This window comes from Streptomyces sp. bgisy130 (genome assembly GCF_057708345.1).
The window spans coordinates 111193-127828 of sequence record NZ_JBYISA010000023.1 but is presented as its reverse complement, the minus strand read 5'-3'; the positions used below and the strand labels follow the sequence as shown (position 1 = coordinate 127828).

18 protein-coding genes are annotated in these 16636 nt (G+C 72.2%); 3 read left to right on the top strand and 15 right to left on the bottom strand.

All coding sequences use genetic code 11. From position 1 onward, the window contains the following. Nucleotides 1–279: 279 nt before the first annotated feature. Nucleotides 280–1581, top strand: a complete 1302-nt coding sequence (locus AC3EUV_RS26380; protein WP_435604020.1) for a THUMP-like domain-containing protein — start codon at nucleotides 280–282, stop codon at nucleotides 1579–1581. Here AC3EUV_RS26380 and AC3EUV_RS26375 read toward each other — a convergent pair. The 4 genes from AC3EUV_RS26375 to tsaB all read right to left on the bottom strand — a co-directional run bounded on the left by AC3EUV_RS26375 (nucleotide 1565) and on the right by tsaB (nucleotide 4482). Continuing rightward, nucleotides 1565–1930: a hypothetical protein gene (locus tag AC3EUV_RS26375; RefSeq protein WP_432143909.1), complete on the bottom strand. Its 366-nt coding sequence runs from the start codon at nucleotides 1928–1930 to the stop codon at nucleotides 1565–1567. The genes AC3EUV_RS26380 and AC3EUV_RS26375 overlap by 17 nt on opposite strands. A 121-nt stretch (nucleotides 1931–2051) precedes the next feature. Next, nucleotides 2052–3194: a tRNA (adenosine(37)-N6)-threonylcarbamoyltransferase complex transferase subunit TsaD gene (tsaD, locus tag AC3EUV_RS26370; protein WP_435604019.1), complete on the bottom strand. Its 1143-nt coding sequence runs from the start codon at nucleotides 3192–3194 to the stop codon at nucleotides 2052–2054. Between the two features lie 5 nt (nucleotides 3195–3199). Beyond that, the gene (locus tag AC3EUV_RS26365) at nucleotides 3200–3742 is read right to left on the bottom strand and encodes a GNAT family N-acetyltransferase (RefSeq protein WP_432143908.1); all 543 of its coding nucleotides are present in this window, start codon (nucleotides 3740–3742) and stop codon (nucleotides 3200–3202) included. 80 nt (nucleotides 3743–3822) lie between these two features. Continuing rightward, complete coding sequence (tsaB, locus tag AC3EUV_RS26360; protein WP_432143902.1) at nucleotides 3823–4482, bottom strand: tRNA (adenosine(37)-N6)-threonylcarbamoyltransferase complex dimerization subunit type 1 TsaB; 660 nt, start codon at nucleotides 4480–4482, stop codon at nucleotides 3823–3825. A 139-nt stretch (nucleotides 4483–4621) separates the two neighbouring features. On the opposite strand from tsaB, the gene AC3EUV_RS26355 reads away from it, so the two are divergent. After that, on the top strand, nucleotides 4622–5191 hold the full coding sequence (locus AC3EUV_RS26355; RefSeq protein WP_432143901.1) for a hypothetical protein: 570 nt from the start codon (nucleotides 4622–4624) through the stop codon (nucleotides 5189–5191). Nucleotides 5192–5231: 40 nt separating this feature from the next. Here AC3EUV_RS26355 and AC3EUV_RS26350 read toward each other — a convergent pair whose 3' ends face one another. From AC3EUV_RS26350 to AC3EUV_RS26305, 10 genes are all read right to left on the bottom strand, one after another. After that, nucleotides 5232–5471, bottom strand: coding sequence for a hypothetical protein (locus tag AC3EUV_RS26350; protein WP_432143900.1), 240 nt, complete (start codon nucleotides 5469–5471; stop codon nucleotides 5232–5234). A gap of 193 nt (nucleotides 5472–5664) precedes the next feature. Beyond that, on the bottom strand, nucleotides 5665–6189 hold the full coding sequence (gene tsaE, locus AC3EUV_RS26345) for a tRNA (adenosine(37)-N6)-threonylcarbamoyltransferase complex ATPase subunit type 1 TsaE (protein ID WP_432143899.1): 525 nt from the start codon (nucleotides 6187–6189) through the stop codon (nucleotides 5665–5667). A gap of 165 nt (nucleotides 6190–6354) precedes the next feature. Continuing rightward, complete coding sequence (locus tag AC3EUV_RS26340; RefSeq protein WP_432143898.1) at nucleotides 6355–7689, bottom strand: alpha/beta fold hydrolase; 1335 nt, start codon at nucleotides 7687–7689, stop codon at nucleotides 6355–6357. After that, the gene (gene alr / locus AC3EUV_RS26335) at nucleotides 7686–8873 is read right to left on the bottom strand and encodes an alanine racemase (protein ID WP_432143897.1); all 1188 of its coding nucleotides are present in this window, start codon (nucleotides 8871–8873) and stop codon (nucleotides 7686–7688) included. The genes AC3EUV_RS26340 and alr overlap by 4 nt, the downstream gene beginning before the upstream one ends. 59 nt (nucleotides 8874–8932) lie before the next feature. Continuing rightward, entirely contained in the window at nucleotides 8933–9742 is an 810-nt protein-coding gene (locus AC3EUV_RS26330) for a L,D-transpeptidase family protein (protein WP_432143896.1), read from the bottom strand. 108 nt (nucleotides 9743–9850) lie between these two features. Further along, nucleotides 9851–11275, bottom strand: coding sequence for an NAD(P)H-hydrate dehydratase (locus AC3EUV_RS26325; RefSeq protein WP_432143895.1), 1425 nt, complete (start codon nucleotides 11273–11275; stop codon nucleotides 9851–9853). Nucleotides 11276–11381: 106 nt separating this feature from the next. Next, nucleotides 11382–11750 (bottom strand): holo-ACP synthase, encoded by a 369-nt coding sequence (locus AC3EUV_RS26320; RefSeq protein WP_432143894.1) that lies wholly within the window; start codon nucleotides 11748–11750, stop codon nucleotides 11382–11384. Then, nucleotides 11747–13594, bottom strand: coding sequence for a glutamine--fructose-6-phosphate transaminase (isomerizing) (gene glmS, locus AC3EUV_RS26315; RefSeq protein WP_432143893.1), 1848 nt, complete (start codon nucleotides 13592–13594; stop codon nucleotides 11747–11749). The genes AC3EUV_RS26320 and glmS overlap by 4 nt, the downstream gene beginning before the upstream one ends. 59 nt (nucleotides 13595–13653) lie before the next feature. Continuing rightward, nucleotides 13654–13869 (bottom strand): DUF397 domain-containing protein, encoded by a 216-nt coding sequence (locus AC3EUV_RS26310; protein WP_432143892.1) that lies wholly within the window; start codon nucleotides 13867–13869, stop codon nucleotides 13654–13656. Beyond that, nucleotides 13866–14735, bottom strand: a complete 870-nt coding sequence (locus tag AC3EUV_RS26305) for a helix-turn-helix domain-containing protein (protein ID WP_432143891.1) — start codon at nucleotides 14733–14735, stop codon at nucleotides 13866–13868. Before AC3EUV_RS26305 ends, AC3EUV_RS26310 begins: the two co-directional genes overlap by 4 nt. A gap of 209 nt (nucleotides 14736–14944) precedes the next feature. On the opposite strand from AC3EUV_RS26305, the gene AC3EUV_RS26300 reads away from it, so the two are divergent. Next, entirely contained in the window at nucleotides 14945–15349 is a 405-nt protein-coding gene (locus tag AC3EUV_RS26300; protein WP_435604018.1) for an ATP-binding protein, read from the top strand. 69 nt (nucleotides 15350–15418) lie between these two features. On the opposite strand, the gene AC3EUV_RS26295 is transcribed toward AC3EUV_RS26300, so the two are convergent. Further along, the gene (locus AC3EUV_RS26295; RefSeq protein WP_432143889.1) at nucleotides 15419–16480 is read right to left on the bottom strand and encodes a hypothetical protein; all 1062 of its coding nucleotides are present in this window, start codon (nucleotides 16478–16480) and stop codon (nucleotides 15419–15421) included. Nucleotides 16481–16636 lie beyond the last annotated feature (156 nt).

Genomic DNA, 16636 nt, shown 5'->3' with positions numbered 1-16636 from the left:
GGGTGGGAAAAACCTTGTGGGTGGACCCGTAGTGGTCCGGTGCGGGCCGTAGGGCCCGGTTATGCCTTACGGCGGCCAGCCCCCACCCACCGTCACCAACTCCCCCAACGGGAGGGGACGGGCCGGAGGGGCCGGTGTGTGGGACGTAAAGCGAAGCAGTCCCACACACCGGCCCCGGAGGTCCGTCACCGCACCCAACAACCACCCAGCCCGCCGCAGGCGTAACGGCGAGCAACACCCACGGCGGGAAAGCCGAAAACGCGGGAGGACAATGACACCGTGAATGACCTCGACACTTTCGCGCGCCTCCTCACCCCCGAGGGCCAGGCCCTGCTGACAGAGCTGCGGGACTACGACCCGTCGGATGAGCTGGCGGCAGCCACCCGGCTGCGGCGCGAGCACCCCGCAGGGCTCGTTTCCGCCGCGCTCGGGCAGGCGCGGCTCCGGCAGCGGGCCGCGGCGAAGTTCGGGGCGGACGCGGGGCGGATGTACTTCACGCCCAACGGGGTGGAGCAGTCCACCCGCGCCACGGTGGCAGAGCACCGTGCGCGCCGGCTCGCCGGGCTGGGCGTCCGTACGCTGGCCGACCTGTGCTGCGGTATCGGGGGCGACGCGATCGCGCTGGCGCGGGCGGGGATCCGGGTGCTGGCTGTGGACCGTGACCCGCTGGCGTGTGCGGCGGCGCGGGCCAACGCGGAAGCGCTGGGGCTCGCGGAGCTGATCGAGGTGCGCTGTGCGGATGTGACGGAGGTGGACACCGCGGGGTATGACGCGGTGTTCGTCGATCCGGCGCGGCGCAGCAAGGCGCGGGAAAAGGGGGCGGCGCGCAGCGCCTCGGTGAGGGGCGGTGGCCGGGCGACGGGTGGGCGGATTTTCGATCCGGAGGCGTACTCGCCGCCGTTGTCCTGGGCGGTCGAGGCGGCCCGTCAGGCACCGGTCGCGGCGCTGAAGATCGCGCCGGGGGTGCCGCACGAGGCGCTGCCCGAGGATGCCGAGACGGAGTGGATCTCGGACGGGGGCGATGTCAAGGAAGCCGTGGTGTGGTTCGGGACCGGTGAGGGTGGTGTGCCCCGCCCGGTGGCCGGTGGCCGTCGCGCCACTCTGCTGCCCGCGGGGGATTCGCTGCTCGGGACCGGGCTGCCGGATCCGTCCGCGGCGCCGGCCGAGGAGGCCGCACCCGTCGGTCCGGTCGGCGACTGGCTGTACGAGCCGGACGGGGCGGTGATCCGGGCGCATCTCGTCGCGGATGTCGCCGCGCGGATCGACGGGCGGCTGATCGACCCGACGATCGCCTACATCACCGCGGACCGGCTGGTCGGGACGCCGTACGCGACGGCCTATGCGATCACCGATGTGCTGCCGTTCCACGTCAAGCGGCTCAAGGCGCTGCTGCGGGAGCGCGGGGTCGGGATCGCGGTGATCAAGAAGCGGGGCTCCGCGGTGGAGCCCGAGGAGCTGCGCAAGAAGCTGAAGCTCGGCGGCGGCCGCAGGTCCTGCACGATCTTCCTCACCCGGGTCGCCGGCGCCCCGACCATGCTGCTGGGGCATCCGGCCACGGACCCGGTCACGCCAGGTCGGTGAGGTCCTCGGCGTAGATCTGGGAGAGCGGCTGCGGGCCGATGTACTGCTGGCAGGTGCACTGGCCCGCCTCGTACTGCACCGGCCTGTGGTCGGCGTCCCAGGCGACCGCCATCTCCACCCGCTCATGACACTTGCCCTTTTTGTCATGCTTGGCGAGGTGGTGGGTGCAACCGCACACCGGCTCCGGCGGCTTCTGGGCGGCGGCCAGCTCCTGCCGCTCCTGGCGGGCGGTCTCCAGGCGCTCCATCTTGCGTTCGTGCCGGGTGCGCAGCGCGGTGCGGGCGGTGTCGGCGATCTTCGCGAAGCCGCCCGCCATGAAGAAGATGAAGACCCACCAGAACCAGTCCACCGCCTGCCGCCTCCCCACACGCACGCCCGGTGCTCCAGTCAGGGTAAGACCTTGAGCCGGACGCCGGGTTGGGGAGCGGCGCGAGGACTCGCAGAAGTACAAAACGAGTCCTCGCCGGGCCTCAGGAGTAGAGGTTGTGCTTGCTCATCTCGTGGACGTGGTCATGGTCGTGGGAGTGGCCGTGCGGGTGGGCGGCGGCGTCCTCGGGGGCCTCGCCGGGCACATGCGGCTCGGTGACCGGCAGCGACGAGTCCGCGGAGAGGTCCCAGGCGGAGGCCGGCCGGTTGCGGGCCACCATCTCCGCGCCCAGGGCCGCGACCATCGCACCGTTGTCGGTGCACAGCTTGGGCCGCGGCACCCGCAGGGTGATGCCGGCGTCCTCGCAGCGGCGCTGGGCCATCGCCCGCAGCCGGGAGTTGGCCGCGACCCCGCCGCCGATCATCAGGTGGTCCACGCCGTTGTCCTTGCAGGCCCGGACGGCCTTACGGGTCAGCACGTCCACCACGGCCTCCTGGAACGACGCCGAGACATCCGCCACCGGCACCTCCTCGCCGGCCGCCCGCTTGGCCTCGATCCAGCGGGCCACCGCCGTCTTCAGGCCGGAGAAGGAGAAGTCGTAGACCGGGTCGCGGGGGCCGGTGAGTCCGCGCGGGAAGCGGATCGCGTCGGGGTTGCCCTCGCGGGCGTAGCGGTCGATGACCGGGCCGCCGGGGAAGCCGAGGTGCAGCACCCGCGCGATCTTGTCGAACGCCTCACCCGCCGCGTCGTCGATCGTCGAGCCCAGCGGCCGGACGTCGGAGGTGATGTCCGGGGCCAGGAGGAGCGAGGAGTGGCCGCCGCTCACCAGCAGGGCCATGGTCGGCTCCGGGAGTGCGCCGTGTTCCAGCTGGTCGACGCAGATGTGCGAGGCCAGGTGGTTGACGCCGTAGAGCGGCTTGCCGAGGGCGTAGGCGTACGCCTTGGCGGCCGAGACGCCGACCAGCAGCGCACCGGCCAGGCCCGGTCCCGCGGTGACCGCGATCCCGTCCAGGTCGGAGGCCGCGACCCCGGCGTCCTTCAGGGCGCGCTGGATGGTGGGGACCATCGCCTCCAGGTGGGCGCGGGAGGCCACCTCCGGCACCACGCCGCCGAAGCGGGCGTGCTCGTCGACGCTGGAGGCGACCGCGTCGGCCAGCAGGGTGTGGCCGCGGACGATGCCGACACCGGTCTCGTCGCAGGAGGTCTCGATGCCGAGGACGAGCGGTCCGCCGCGTGAGTCAGCCATGGTTGTCAAGTTCCTTGTACGGAGGGTGCTTCGGAGGAGGTCTGGGTGGTGCGGCGCATCACCAGGGCGTCGACGTTGCCGGGCTGGTAGTAGCCGCGGCGGAAACCGATCGGCTCGAAGCCGAAGCGCTCGTAGAGGCGCTGGGCGCGGAGGTTGTCGACCCGTACCTCCAGCAGCACCTCATGGCATTCGAAGTCCGTTGCCGCGCCCAGGAGTTCGGTCAGCAGCCGGGCGCCGAGGCCGCTGCCCCACTGGTCCCGGGCGGTGGCGATGGTCTGGATGTCGCCGGTGCCGTCGATGGCGGCCAGCCCGCCGTAGCCCACGATCCGGCCCGCCCCCGAGTCGCCCTCATGGGCGCCTCCCCCGGACGCTGTCCGGGGTGCCCCCCGGCGCGGCGGCCCCTCCCATTCGGCGACGAGATAGCGGCGGGTGGCGAACGGCCCGCGGGCATGCGCCAGCTCGGACCAGAACATGCCCGGCGACCAGGCGTCCTCGGGGAACAGCTCCCGCTCCAGCTCCAGCACCGGCGCTATGTCCCACCAGCGCATCTCGCGCAGCGCGGCCCCGGGCCGGGCGTCGTCGCCGCGCGCAGACGCCGGGGAGCGGGGCTCGGATGACGGGCGGGAACTCACCGGGGAGTGACCACCTTGTAGTTGGCGGGGACCTGGGCGTCCGGACGGCGCAGATACAGCGGCTGCGGCGGCAGCAGCTCCTCCCCCGCCGCGAGCTTCAGGGCGGCCAGGTCCGCCAGCGCGCCGGCGGACTGGTGCTCGGGCGCCTCGCGCCGTACGCCGGTGAAGACCGTGTCGTAGAGCACCGCGCCCGCGCCCACCGCCGGGACGCCGGCTACCTGGTCGGCGAGGTCCGCGGGGCGGTCGACGGCCGGGTCGGTCAGCCGGGTGCGGGCATTCTCGTAGCGCGCCCAGTAGACCTCTTTGCGGCGGGCGTCGGTGGCCACGACGAAGGGCTCGGTCAGCCCGGAGGCGTGGGCGAGGCCGTCCAGGGTGCACAGACCGTGCACGGGTACGCCGAGCACGGACCCGAAGGTGGCGGCGGTCACCAGGCCGACGCGCAGCCCCGTGTACGGGCCCGGGCCCACGCCGACCACGATGTCGCTGACCGCGTCGAGCCGGTGCCCGGCCTCGGCCAGCACCCGGTCGACGGCGGGCAGCAGCAGCTCGCCGTGCCGGCGCGCGTCCACCTGGCGGGACTCGGCGAGAACGCGGGTGCCGTCATGGAGCGCGACGGTGACGGCGGGGGTGGCGGTGTCAAGAGCTAGCAGCAGCACGTCCTTAAGACTACGGCTCGGCGGGTGGTTCCCGTTCCCGGTGCTACCGTCGCCCCCGTAGCCCAGCAGCAAGCAGCCCGGCCTCCAGGCCCGGGACTCCCCGCCGGCGGCAGGGAGAGGGAGGAAAGGTGGCACAGCGGTGCCCGGTAAGAGCAGCACGATCGTCACCGCGCTGACCACGGCGGCCCTGGTCGTGGTCGGAGTGCTCGGCTACCAGGCCGCGGCGTCCGCCCCGGACACCCTCACCCAGGCCCGCAGCGACGGCCGGCACAGCAGCCCCGAGAAGCAGCCGGCCAAGCAGGGCAAGAAGCCCAAGGCCCCGGCTCCGGCCCCGGTCCCGGCGGCGTCCGGCACCGGCCAGCGGATCGTCTACTCGCTCGGCGCCAAGCGGGTCTGGCTGGTCGGCGCGCAGGGCAAGGCGCTGCGGACGTTCGCGGTCACGCCGAGCACGGTCAGCCCGCCGCCGGGGTCCTACGCGGTCGCCTCGCGGTCGGTCAGCGTCACGGGCTCGGACGGGATCGCGATCGAGCACGTGGTGCGGTTCGCCAGTGTCAGCGGGGTCACGGTCGGCTTCAGCGCCGCCGTGGACGGCTCGCGGCCCGACCCGGGCGCGGGGAAGAAGACCGGCGGCATCCGCGAGTCCCGTGCGGACGGCAAGGCCATGTGGGACTTCGCGCCCACCGGCACCAAGGTCGTCGTGGTCTCCTGACCGCCCGGCTCCCGTACGGTCCGCCGTTCGCCCCTACGGGCTACGCCGCGTCGCGGCCTCCGGTGGACGCCGGCTCCTCGGGCTCCTCCGCCGCCGGCTCCGCGGGCTTGTCCTGACGGGCCTCCTCGGCGGCGTCGGGGGGCGTGGAGACCGCGCTGGCCGCGGCGCACGCCGCCAGCAGCTCATTCATCGTCGGCGTCTCGCGGGCGGCGCGCCCGGCCGCCGCGACGGGGCCGCCCTCGCGGCCGTCAGGCGTGGGGAAGGGCTGGTGGGCCGGCATGGACGCCTCCTGGGGCTCCTGCGACAGAAGCTAGGCTGGCTACTTAGGCTCACCTAACTGGGGTCTCCACCCCATGTGACCACGCCCGGCACCGGGTGCGCAACATCTTACCGACGGCTTGTCGGAAACTACCGGGCACCTGGCCCGGTCCCCGGCCGGGCCGGACCGCCGCCGTGGCCGTCCCGCGCCGCCGTCAGCAGGTCTCCAGCGCGGGCAGACCGGCGTCCGCCCAGCGCGCGCCGAAGCCGGTGACCGTCACCTCGCGCACATCGTCCGCGTCGGCCTCCGGCGCCGCCGGACCGTCGTCCCCCACGGCGCGGCCGATCACCACATGCAGCCGGTCATCGGACAGCTCCTCGACCTTGCCCTCGCCCCACTCCACGACCACCACCGACTCCGGCAGCGAGACATCGAGGTCCAGGTCCTCCATCTCGTCCAGCCCGCCAACGAGCCGGTAGGCGTCGACATGCACCAGCGGGGGGCCGCCGGCCAGCGAGGGGTGGACCCGGGCGATGACGAAGGTGGGAGAGGTGACGGCGCCGCGCACGCCCAGGCCCTCACCCAGGCCGCGGGTCAGCGTCGTCTTGCCGGCCCCCAGCTCACCGGTGAGCAGGACGAGGTCGCCGGGGCGCAGCAGCGGGGCCAGGCGGCGGCCCAACTCCTGCATCTGTTCGGGGGACTTGACGGTGATGTGCGCCATCGCGCCGGTGGTGCTCATGCCGCAAATGGTACGGCCTGCCCCTCTCCCGACCACCACCCCTCAACGACGCCCCTGCGGGACGGCAGCCTTGCTCCGCCGCCCGCCACCCCTCGATGACGCCGCTATGGCCGGAGGCAGCAACAGCCTGCCGGGGGTGGCCGGTGCCCCCGGCAGGCCGGGCACTCAGGCGCGGGCGTGCCGGGAGCTGCGGGCCGCCGCGCCGGCCCGTTCCACCAGGGACACCAGGTGCTCGTTGACCAGCTCGGGCCGCTCCAGCATCACCAGATGCCCGGCGCCGGGGACACAGACCAGCTCCGCGTCGGGCAGCACCTCGGCGATCGTCCGGCTGTGGTCGGCCGGGGTGATCAGATCGCTCTCCCCGGCGAGCACCAGCGAGGGCACCGCGTCGTACGCGACCAGCGCCTCGGTCTTGTCATGCACCGCGAACGCCGGGAAGAACTCGGCGACCACATCGATCGGGGTCGCCTCGATCAGCCGCTCGCCGAACCGCGCGATGCCCGGGTCCACCTTCTCCGGCGTCCCGAACGAGTACCGCTTGATCAGCCCGGCGAACAGATCGGCGGTGGCCCGCCGCCCGCGCTCGACGATCTCGCGCTGCCAGCCCAGCGCCTTCAGCACACCCGGCGCGAGCCAGTGGAACGCCTTGACGCCCATGGACGGCAGCCCGAAGCCGACCTCGCTGAGCCGGCCCGCGGAGGTGCCGATCAGGGCCACCCCGACCACCCGCTCCGCGACGTATTCGGGGAACTGGTCGGCCAGCGCCATCACCGTCATCCCGCCCATGGAGTGCCCGACCAGCACGATCGGCCCCTCGGGCACCGCGGCGTCCAGCACCGCCTTCAGGTCCCGGCCCAGCAGGTCGATGGTGACCGGTTCCGTGCCGTCGATCTGGCCGTGGCCGCGCGAGGAGCGGCCGTGGCTGCGCTGGTCCCAGTGGACGGTACGCACCGCGCCGCGCAGCGCGGAGCGCTGGAAGTGCCAGGAGTCCTGGCTGAGGCAGTAGCCGTGGCTGAAGACGACCGTGGGGGCCGGGGCGCGCCGGCCCAGCGCCGCCGTCAGCCGCTTGCGCAGACCGCCCTGGGCCTCCTGCGCGGCCCGTGCCTCCTTGCCGCGCACCGGCTTGGCGGACCGGTCGGCCTTGCCGCCCTTGCCGTTCCTGCCCTTGCCCGGGTGGCCGTCCTTCTCCGGCCGGCCCGTCTCCACGCCCGGCTCGTCGACCTCGTAATACAGCTCGGTACCGTCCTCGGCGATCGCCGCGCCCGGTGTGCCGCGCAGCGTGCCGTACGGGCCGGAGGCGTCCAGCGCGAGCCGGGCCCGGCGGCGCATCCCGCGGCCGACGGTCATCCGCTCTATCGCCACACCGGCCGCGGCACCCGCCGCGACCACCCCGATCGCGGCCCCGGCCACGCCGGCGTGCCGGCCCGCCCGTGCCCAGTTGCCGGCCGCCTCGACGGCCGTCTCGACCGCCTGCGCGGCGGCCTCCTGTCCCTCGGTCATGCCGTACCCCCCGTGAGCGCGCTGTCTCCTCCGGCTTCGCTCCGTATGCCGCTGTCCACATAGACGCGCGGGACCCGGCTTCCGATCCGGGTGACGATCTCGTAGCCGATGGTTCCGGCCACCCTGGCCCAGTCCTCCGCGGTCGGCTCACCGCGGTCCCCCGGGCCGAACAGCACCGCCGGGTCACCCGGCTCGGCGCTGTCGCCGCCCAGGTCGACCACGAACTGGTCCATCGCGATCCGCCCGGCGACCGTCCGCCACTTGCCGGCGACCAGCACCGGGCCGGTGCCGGAGGCGTGCCGCGGGATGCCGTCCGCATAGCCGAGCGGGACCAGCGCCAGGGAGGTCTCCCCGGGCGTCGTGTAGTGGTGCCCGTACGACACGCCGTGGCCGCCCGGGACGCGCTTGACCGAGGCGAGCGCGGCCTCCAGCGTCATCGCGGGCCGCAGCCCGAAGTCCTGTGAGGTCCCGACCTCGGGGCTGGGCGAGATGCCGTAGATGCCGATACCGGTACGGACCAGGTCGAAGTGCGCCTCGGGGAGGGTCAGCAGCGCCGGGGTGTTGGCGATATGCCGCACCTCGGGGTGCAGCCCGGCCCGCTCGGCGGTCCGCAACCCCTCCTGGAAGACGGTCAGCTGGGCGGCGATCGAGGGGTGGCCGGGCTCGTCGGCGCAGGCGAAGTGCGACCAGACGCCGCTGACGGTCAGCGTGCCCTCGGCCTCGGCGGCCCGGGCCGCGGCGGTCAGCGCGGGCCAGTCGGCGGGGGCACAGCCGTTGCGGCCCAGCCCGGTGTCGATCTTGAGCTGGACCCGGGCGGGCCGGCCGCACTCCCGGACCGCCGCGGTCACCTCGCGCAGCGCCCACAGCCCGCTCACCGAGACCTCGATGTCCTGCTCGATGGCCCGGCGCCAGGGGCCGCCCGGCGTCCACAGCCAGCACAGCAGCCGCCCGGTGTCACCGGCCGCCCGCAGCGCGAACGCCTCCTCGGGCAGCGCCGTGCCCAGCCAGCCCGCACCGGCCTCACGGGCGGCGCGCGCACAGCGCACCGCTCCGTGTCCATAGCCGTCGGACTTGACCACGGCCATCAGCTCTGCCCGGGGTGCGCGGTCCCGCAGTGCACGGACATTCGACCGCACGGCGGCGAGGTCGATGGCGGCACGGGCGCGCTTCGCTGTCTCGTTCATCCCCCTCAGTGTCGCAGGCGACGCCGCCGGGCCCCGGGGGACGGGCGCGGAAACCGTGCTCACACGCCGGGCTTCCGCCCCCAGACGTACACGGTGTCGCCCTGCCTCAGCACTTCCCACGCCCGCCGCGCGTCCGTCATGGTGAGGTTGACGCAGCCGTGCGAGCCGGCGCCCGAGAAGATGTCCTCGTAGACGCCGTGCAGCGCCTCACCACGGTCGAAGAACTGGGCGTAGGGCATCCGCGTGCCGTAGAGGTTCGAGATGTGGTGCCGGTGGCGCAGATAGATCCGGTACGAGCCGGTGCGGGTCTCCATCGTCGGCGCCCCGCTGCGGATCGCCACCGGTTCGAGGATCACCCGGCCGCCCTGCTGCACCCACATCAGCTGCCGGTTCAGGTCGACACACGCGGTCCGCTGGACGAGGGCGGGGCAGTGCCCGGCCCGGTTGGGGTCCTTCCTGGCCCGCATCACCCGCACGATCGCCCCCGTGACCGGGCCGGCGAAGCCGGTCGCCGGCGCGATGCGGTGGGCCTGCTGGAACCGCCGGATCGCCCGGCAGTCTCCGGTGCTCTGCCGCCCGTCCACCTGCCGCCTCAGGTAGCGCTCGGCCTGCCGCTGGTAGGGCCCGGTGGAGGCGCTGCACCGGGCCGCCCGGCCGGCGGGCGCCGCCTCGGACCGCGGCACGTACTCGATGTGCCGGGGCCGGGTGGTCTCCCGCACCGCGCGCGGCAGCCCGGGGACCAGGCCGGGCAGGCGGTACGCGGCGGACGGGGACGCCACGGTGGGCGACGGCGCCACGGCCACCGCGGGCGGCCCGGCGACAACGAGGAGCGAGGCGCAGACCAGCAACGCCGAAAGGGTGCGTTTCATGCCCTCACGCATGCCGTGGACACGCGGCCGGACCGCCCGCCGGGCACCAGGTTCGCCCTGGTGCCCGCACCGTTCCCCCGCGGGGCGTAACGCCCGCCCCGGAAGCTGTCAGTGCGTCACATCACGCCAGGCGGCGCCCAGATGGGCGGCGACCTCGGAGGCCAGGACCGGCGCGCCGACCGGCCCGGCCGCCCGGCGCGCCGCCAGCCCGTGCAGATACGCGCCGACGGATCCGGCGTCCCGCGCCGGGAGGCCCGCGGCGAGCAGCGACCCGGTCAACCCCGACAGCACATCCCCGCTCCCGGCCGTCGCCAGCCAGCTCGTCCCGGTGGGGTTGACCCGTACGGGACCGTCCGCCTCCGCCACCAGCGTCGTCGAGCCCTTGAGCAGCACCGTGGCCCCGTAGCGCGCCGCCAACTCCCGTACGGAGGCCAGCCGCGCCGCCTCGACCTCCTCGCGCCCGCGCCCGAGCAGCGCGGCGGCCTCCCCCGCGTGCGGCGTCAGCAGCGTCTCCGCGGTCCGCTCCCGGACCCGCTCGGGCGTCAGGAAGCGCAGGCCGTCCGCGTCCACCAGCACCGGCACATCCGCCGCCAGCACGTCCTCCAGCGCGTCCGCCTCGTCCCCGATGCCGGGCCCGATCACCCACGCCTGCACCCGGCCCGCCTTGTCCGGCGGCCCGGGATGCACCAGCGTCTCCGGGAAGCGCGCCAGCACCGCGTCGGCGGCCGGCCCGACATACCGCACGGCCCCCGCGCCGCCCCGCAGCGCGCCCGCCACCGCGAGCACCGCCGCCCCCGGATACCGCGCGGACCCGGCGACCACCCCGACCACGCCGCGCCGGTACTTGTCGCTCTCGGGCGCCGGACGCGGCAGCAGCTCCGCCACGTCCGCGTGCTGCAACGCCTCCAGTTCGGCCTCCTGCGGCAGCCTGAGCCCGATGTCGACCAGCCGCAGCGCGCCCGCCCGCTCCCGCGCCGGATCGATCAGCAGCCCCGGCTTGTACGCGCCGAACGTCACCGTCGCATCGGCCCGTACGGCCTCCCCGTGCACCTCGCCGCTGTCCGCGTCCACCCCGCTGGGCAGATCGACCGCCACCAGCCGCGCCGACTCCCATGCCGCCCGCGCGAGTTGCGCGGCCTCCGGGCGCAGCCCGCCGCGCCCGCCGATCCCGACGATGCCGTCCACGACGAGGTCGGCCCGGCCGATGTCCCGCGGCGCGTCGTCCGACACCCGTCCCCCGGCCGCCCGCAGCGCGGCCAGTCCGCCCTGGTGGGCCCGTTCGGGCGACAGCAGCACCGCCGCCACCCCGGCCCCCCGCCGGGCCAGCCGGGCGCCGGCGTACAGCGCGTCCCCGCCGTTGTCACCGCTGCCCACCAGCAGCACCACCCGGCTGCCGTACACCTTGCCCAGCAACTCCCCGCAGGCCACGGCCAGTCCGGCCGCCGCCCGCTGCATCAGGGCTCCTTCGGGCAACCGGGCCATGAGCTCCCGCTCGGCGGCCCGTACGGTCTCCACGCTGTAGGCAGTCCTCATGCCGCCAAGTCTCGCCCCTGATCCACCGGGTGCGGGGGATTTCCCCCGCCCGGAGACGTCCGGGGACGGCGCCCGCCGCGGCGGACCGGACGGGCGCCGTTCACGCTCACCCCTCGGCGATCACCACGGCGGAGGCGACCCCCGCGTCATGGCTCAGCGACACATGCCACGACCGGACCCCGAGCTGCACCGCCCGCGCCTCGACCGTGCCCTGCACCCGCAGCCGCGGCTGCCCGCTGTCCTCGACGTACACCTCGGCATCGGTCCAGTGCAGCCCGGACGGCGCCCCGAGCGCCTTGGCCAGCGCCTCCTTGGCGGCGAACCGCGCCGCCAGGGACGCGATGCCGCGCCGTTCCCCGCTCGGCAATATCAGCTCGTCCTCGATGAACAGCCGGTGCGCCAGCTCCGGCGTGCGCTCCAGCGCCGCGCCGAAGCGGTCGATCTCGGCGACATCGATCCCCACCCCGATGATCACTCCACCGTCACCGACTTGGCGAGGTTGCGCGGCTGGTCGACCTCGTTGCCGCGGGCGGTGGCCAGCTCACAGGCGAAGACCTGCAACGGGACGGTGGACACCAGCGGCTGGAGCAGCACCGGAGTCCGCGGGATCCGTACGAGGTGGTCGGCGTAGGGCACCACCGTCTCGTCGCCCTCCTCCGCGATCACGATGGTCCGCGCCCCCCGGGCCCGGATCTCCTGAATGTTCGACACGATCTTGTCGTGCAGCACCGACCGCCCCCGCGGCGACGGCACGACCACGACAACCGGCAGATCGTCCTCGATCAACGCGATCGGCCCGTGCTTGAGCTCCCCGGCCGCGAAGCCCTCCGCATGCATGTACGCGAGCTCCTTGAGCTTCAGCGCACCCTCCAGCGCCACCGGATAGCCCACATGCCGCCCGAGGAACAGCACCGTGTTCTTGTCGGCGAGCGAGCGCGCCAGCTCCCGTACCGGCTCCATCGTGCCGAGCACCTGCTCCACCTGCGTGCCGATGGCGGCCAGTTCACGCACCACCGCCCGGATCTCGTCGCCCCACTTCGTGCCCCGCACCTGCGCGACGTACAGCGCCACCAGATAGCAGGCCACCAGCTGGGTCAGAAACGCCTTCGTCGACGCCACCGCCACCTCGGGCCCGGCGTGCGTGTACAGCACCGCGTCCGACTCCCGCGGGATGGTCGACCCGTTCGTGTTGCAGATGGCGAGCACCTTCGCGCCCTGCTCCCGCGCATGCCGCAGCGCCATCAGGGTGTCCATCGTCTCGCCGGACTGGCTGATCGCGATCACCAGCGTGTGCCGGTCCAGGATCGGATCGCGGTACCGGAACTCACTCGCGAGCTCCGTCTCGCACGGAATCCGCGTCCAGTGCTCGATCGCGTACTTGGCGATCATCCCCGCGTGGTACGCCGTCCCGCAGGCCACGATGACGACCTTGTCGACCTCGCGCAGCACCTCCGGCGGGATCCGCACCTCGTCCAGCGACAGCACGCCCGACGCGTCGATCCGCCCCAGCAGCGTGTCCGCGACGGCCTTCGGCTGCTCCGCGATCTCCTTGAGCATGAAGTAGTCGTAGCCGCCCTTCTCGGCGGCCGAGGCGTCCCAGTCCACGTGGTACTCCCGCACCTCGGCGGGCGCCCCGTCGAAGCCGGTGACCGTCACGGCCTCCCGGCGCAGCTCCACGACCTGGTCCTGGCCCAGCTCGATCGCCTCGCGGGTGTGCGCGATGAACGCCGCCACGTCGGAGGCGAGAAACGCCTCACCGTCCCCCACCCCCACCACCAGCGGCGAGTTCCGGCGCGCCCCCACCACCACGTCCGGCTCATCCGCATGCACCGCGACCAGCGTGAACGCCCCCTCCAGCCGCCGGCACACCTGCCGCATCGCCTCGGCCAGCTCCCCACACGACGAGTACGCCTCGGCGAGCAGATGCGCCACGACCTCGGTGTCCGTCTCCGACGCCAACTCATGGCCCCGGTCGGTCAGTTCGGCACGCAGCCCGGCAAAGTTCTCAATGATCCCGTTGTGCACGACCGAGACCCGCCCGGCGTTGTCCAGATGGGGATGCGCATTCTCATCGGTGGGCCCGCCATGCGTCGCCCACCGGGTGTGCCCGATCCCCGTCGCCCCGGCCGGCAGCGGACGATCCGCCAGCTCCTTCTCCAGGTTGGCCAGCTTCCCGGCCTTCTTGGCCGCCGCCAGCCCCCCATCGGCCAACACGGCAACCCCCGCCGAGTCATACCCCCGGTACTCCAGCCGCTTCAGCCCGGCCAGAACAACATCAAGGGCGCTCTGCCCGCCCACATATCCCACGATTCCGCACATGGGGGCAGCGTACGCCGCGGGCCTGCGAAGGGTCCGCGACGTACCGCGCGTACGGCGGATCAGCGGCCGAGGCGGCCGTTCTTCAGCGCACCCAGGAAGGCACCCCAGGCTTCCGGGCCGTGGAACTGCGTGCCCGCGGCGCGATCCTTACTATCCCGGACAGCCCGGCCACCGTTGGCCGTGCAGGCAACCTCCACGCACTCCTGGTTGATCCCCTGCGAGGCTCTGGCCTTGACGAACTCGGTGACGATCTCACGGCTCTCTAGCGAGGTCACTTCTCACCCTCCGGCATGTTCGCTATCGCTTTATCGAGGAACGTCAGGCTCTGCTTACGGCTCAGCGCCGCAGACCGGAGCGCTTCAAAGATGCGGGCATGCTTGGCGACATCGTCCAGATCCTCAATGATCACCGTGCTGGTCGTACTGTCGAACGCAACGGCTTCCGGCGCGGGCTCCGGTCCGAACGAGAAGATGGAGAAGTGCGACGCCATGTGCGCGGCACCCCATTCCGAGTACGGGAGAACCTGCAGCGTGACATTCTTTCGCTGGGCCAGCTCATGAATGTGTGTCAGCTGCTCCCGGTGCACTTCCCATGACGGCATCGGGGCAGTCAACGCCGGCTCCCAGACGACCGCGGCGAATTGCGCCCCACCCTCTTCGATGACTCGCTTTCGCTCCCGCCGAACTGCCAGGGCCTTCTCGACGGTTTCCGCGGAATGCGTCGTGTGGCTGCCGTCGACGAGCGTCTTGAGATAGCCCGGCGTCTGCAACAGCCCGGGAATGAACAGGGGCTGCCACGTCCGGATGTAGGAGGCGTCGACCTCCAGCGCGATCAGGTCGGCATGCTCCTCGCTCACCATTCCCGCATAGTCGAGCCACCAGCCACGCTTGTTGCTCACCCTGGCGAGGTGCTCCAACTGCGTTCGTGCGTTCGCGTCTGACACCTCGTAGAGGTCCAGCAGCACACGGACGTCCCCGACGCGCGACGCGCTGATACCTCCTTCAACGCGGCTGATCTTGGCGATCGAGCAGCCCAGCGCCTCGGCTGCATGCTCCTGGTCGAGCCGAGCGGCGAGCCGGTACCGCTTGAGCGCCGCACCGAGCCGCCGACTACGCACCGTGGGCTTCCCACCTACGGGCATGCCACCTCCCTGTCGTACACATCCAGGATGCACAGTAACCCCCCGCGCACGCCAGGTAATTGAGACTCAGCGCAGCTCGCAAATTTACAACTATCGGGGACTTGCGACTTGCGCGCATGCAGTCCTAGCGTCGGAAGCGTCACTCCGTGTCGCCGATCAAGGGCACTGAGTGATCAAGGTTTCGCCTGCCCACCACCCTTGGGGGACACATGTCCGGGCGCACGAGCATCAAAAGGTTCCGGGTCCGCAGGGACTCCGTCGCCGCCGCACGACTCCACGTCAGAACGACTCTGAACGCCTGGAAACTCGGCGGCCTGATCGAGGACAGCGTCCTCATCACCAGCGAACTGACCACCAACGTCATCAACCACGCCAAGGGCACGGGCGACTACTTCGAGCTGGCTTTACGCCGCCGCAACGGCATCCTGGTCCTGGAGGTGGCTGACTCCTACCAGTGGCGGATGCCTGAGCTGCGGAAGGCCGCCCCGGACGATCTCTCCGGCCGCGGCCTGTTCCTCGTGGACGCCCTCTCCCAGCACTGGGGCGTACGGCCGCGCAACCCCGGCAAGACGGTCTGGGTGCATCTGCCGGTCGGGCACGTAACACAGCTCTGAGCAGGCCGGGTTCCCGCTGAGGCGGACTGCGTCGCGAGCCTCAGACCCAGACTCAGCGGGAAGACTTCATCACCGGCCGCCTTCAGCCACCGCCTCGGCGTCCGGAAGGAAACCCTTCAGATACCGCGAACGGCTGTCCTTCATCACCATGCGTGCGAGGAACAGACATCCGCACGCGACGAGGCAGAGTATGAACGCCGCCCAGCGCCCGACACCGAAACCGACAGCGCCCAGGGCAACAACCCCGGCCACGAGCCACCGCAGCCCCTGGGCGTGCAACTTCGGATCCCATGCAGGGTACGGACGAATCGCTCGCAGACTGTCCCCCTCAGGGAGAGAATCAGCGGTCGGTACCGGGGCGCCCTCGGGGCACTCCGATTCCCCAGCAACCCGGAGGACGCCCTGCAAGCACCGTTGCCCGTCCAGCACCAGCATCGCCCGCACCCTCTTCGTCCCGGGGCGATTGACGACGGCGAATTTCACCCAGTACAGCTTCGCTTCAAGTCCCTTGATTTCCTGGGAAAGGCGTGACGGGTCGATCACCGGATCAACGATGAGATCCCACTCGTACCCTTCGAGTTCCACTCGCGTTTTCGGCCGGGAAGTCGTGACGCCCTTGGCGTTCGTGGCGCTGTCCATCACCACACCCACGCCCTTCACTATGACAGGAAGCGAGCGACAAACGCCCTGCTTGAGTGGACGCCGCAATCCCCGGGACGCCTTGGGGAAACCGCCGAAGGACATGCCCCAGAGCAGCGAGCAGACAGCTACGAACAGGACAATGAATACGACGCCCCATTGAGCGGAGCCACCCGTCTTCTCTTCCAAGGCCGCGCGGTCACCGTCGGCGAGGACTCCGAACTTCGCCGAGGACGGCGCATAGAGCGCCCAGACCTTTTCGCCACGTTCCACCTGTCGATTCGAGGTGAATTCGACCCTCTCGGACCTGGTCTCGGCATCGAATGGCACAGAGACCAGGGCGACCATCTCATAATGCCCGGAGTGCTTTTCCCGTACGTACTCGGAGGAGAGTACTTTCTGGACGGATACCGATTGGATGCCGCCCTTGGCCTCAACGATCCGAGCAGCTTCTGGGGAGAAGGAAACGGCCGCGTAAAAGAACAGCCCCACAGGGATGATGGTGGCCCACGCACCGGCGACAATCCACCCGTGATTCCGATCGGGCCACCAGTGCCTACATGTCCCGACCTTGCCCGCTTGAGGGACGGAGCCCCTCCGCAGACACGTCAAGGCACCAACCAGGCCGACCACCGTCAGCGCAAGGCA

Bases quoted from the DNA above. Each gene is read 5' to 3' on its own strand.
- AC3EUV_RS26325 (WP_432143895.1), bottom strand. From the start codon at position 11,275: ATGAGGACTGCCTACAGCGTGGAGACCGTACGGGCCGCCGAGCGGGAG.
- AC3EUV_RS26300 (WP_435604018.1), top strand. From the start codon at position 14,945: ATGTCCGGGCGCACGAGCATCAAAAGGTTCCGGGTCCGCAGGGACTCC.
- AC3EUV_RS26350 (WP_432143900.1), bottom strand. From the start codon at position 5,471: ATGCCGGCCCACCAGCCCTTCCCCACGCCTGACGGCCGCGAGGGCGGC.
- AC3EUV_RS26330 (WP_432143896.1), bottom strand. From the start codon at position 9,742: ATGAAACGCACCCTTTCGGCGTTGCTGGTCTGCGCCTCGCTCCTCGTT.
- tsaE (WP_432143899.1), bottom strand. From the start codon at position 6,189: ATGAGCACCACCGGCGCGATGGCGCACATCACCGTCAAGTCCCCCGAA.
- glmS (WP_432143893.1), bottom strand. From the start codon at position 13,594: ATGTGCGGAATCGTGGGATATGTGGGCGGGCAGAGCGCCCTTGATGTT.
- AC3EUV_RS26340 (WP_432143898.1), bottom strand. From the start codon at position 7,689: ATGACCGAGGGACAGGAGGCCGCCGCGCAGGCGGTCGAGACGGCCGTC.
- AC3EUV_RS26365 (WP_432143908.1), bottom strand. From the start codon at position 3,742: ATGCGCTGGTGGGACATAGCGCCGGTGCTGGAGCTGGAGCGGGAGCTG.
- tsaD (WP_435604019.1), bottom strand. From the start codon at position 3,194: ATGGCTGACTCACGCGGCGGACCGCTCGTCCTCGGCATCGAGACCTCC.
- alr (WP_432143897.1), bottom strand. From the start codon at position 8,873: ATGAACGAGACAGCGAAGCGCGCCCGTGCCGCCATCGACCTCGCCGCC.
- AC3EUV_RS26305 (WP_432143891.1), bottom strand. From the start codon at position 14,735: ATGCCCGTAGGTGGGAAGCCCACGGTGCGTAGTCGGCGGCTCGGTGCG.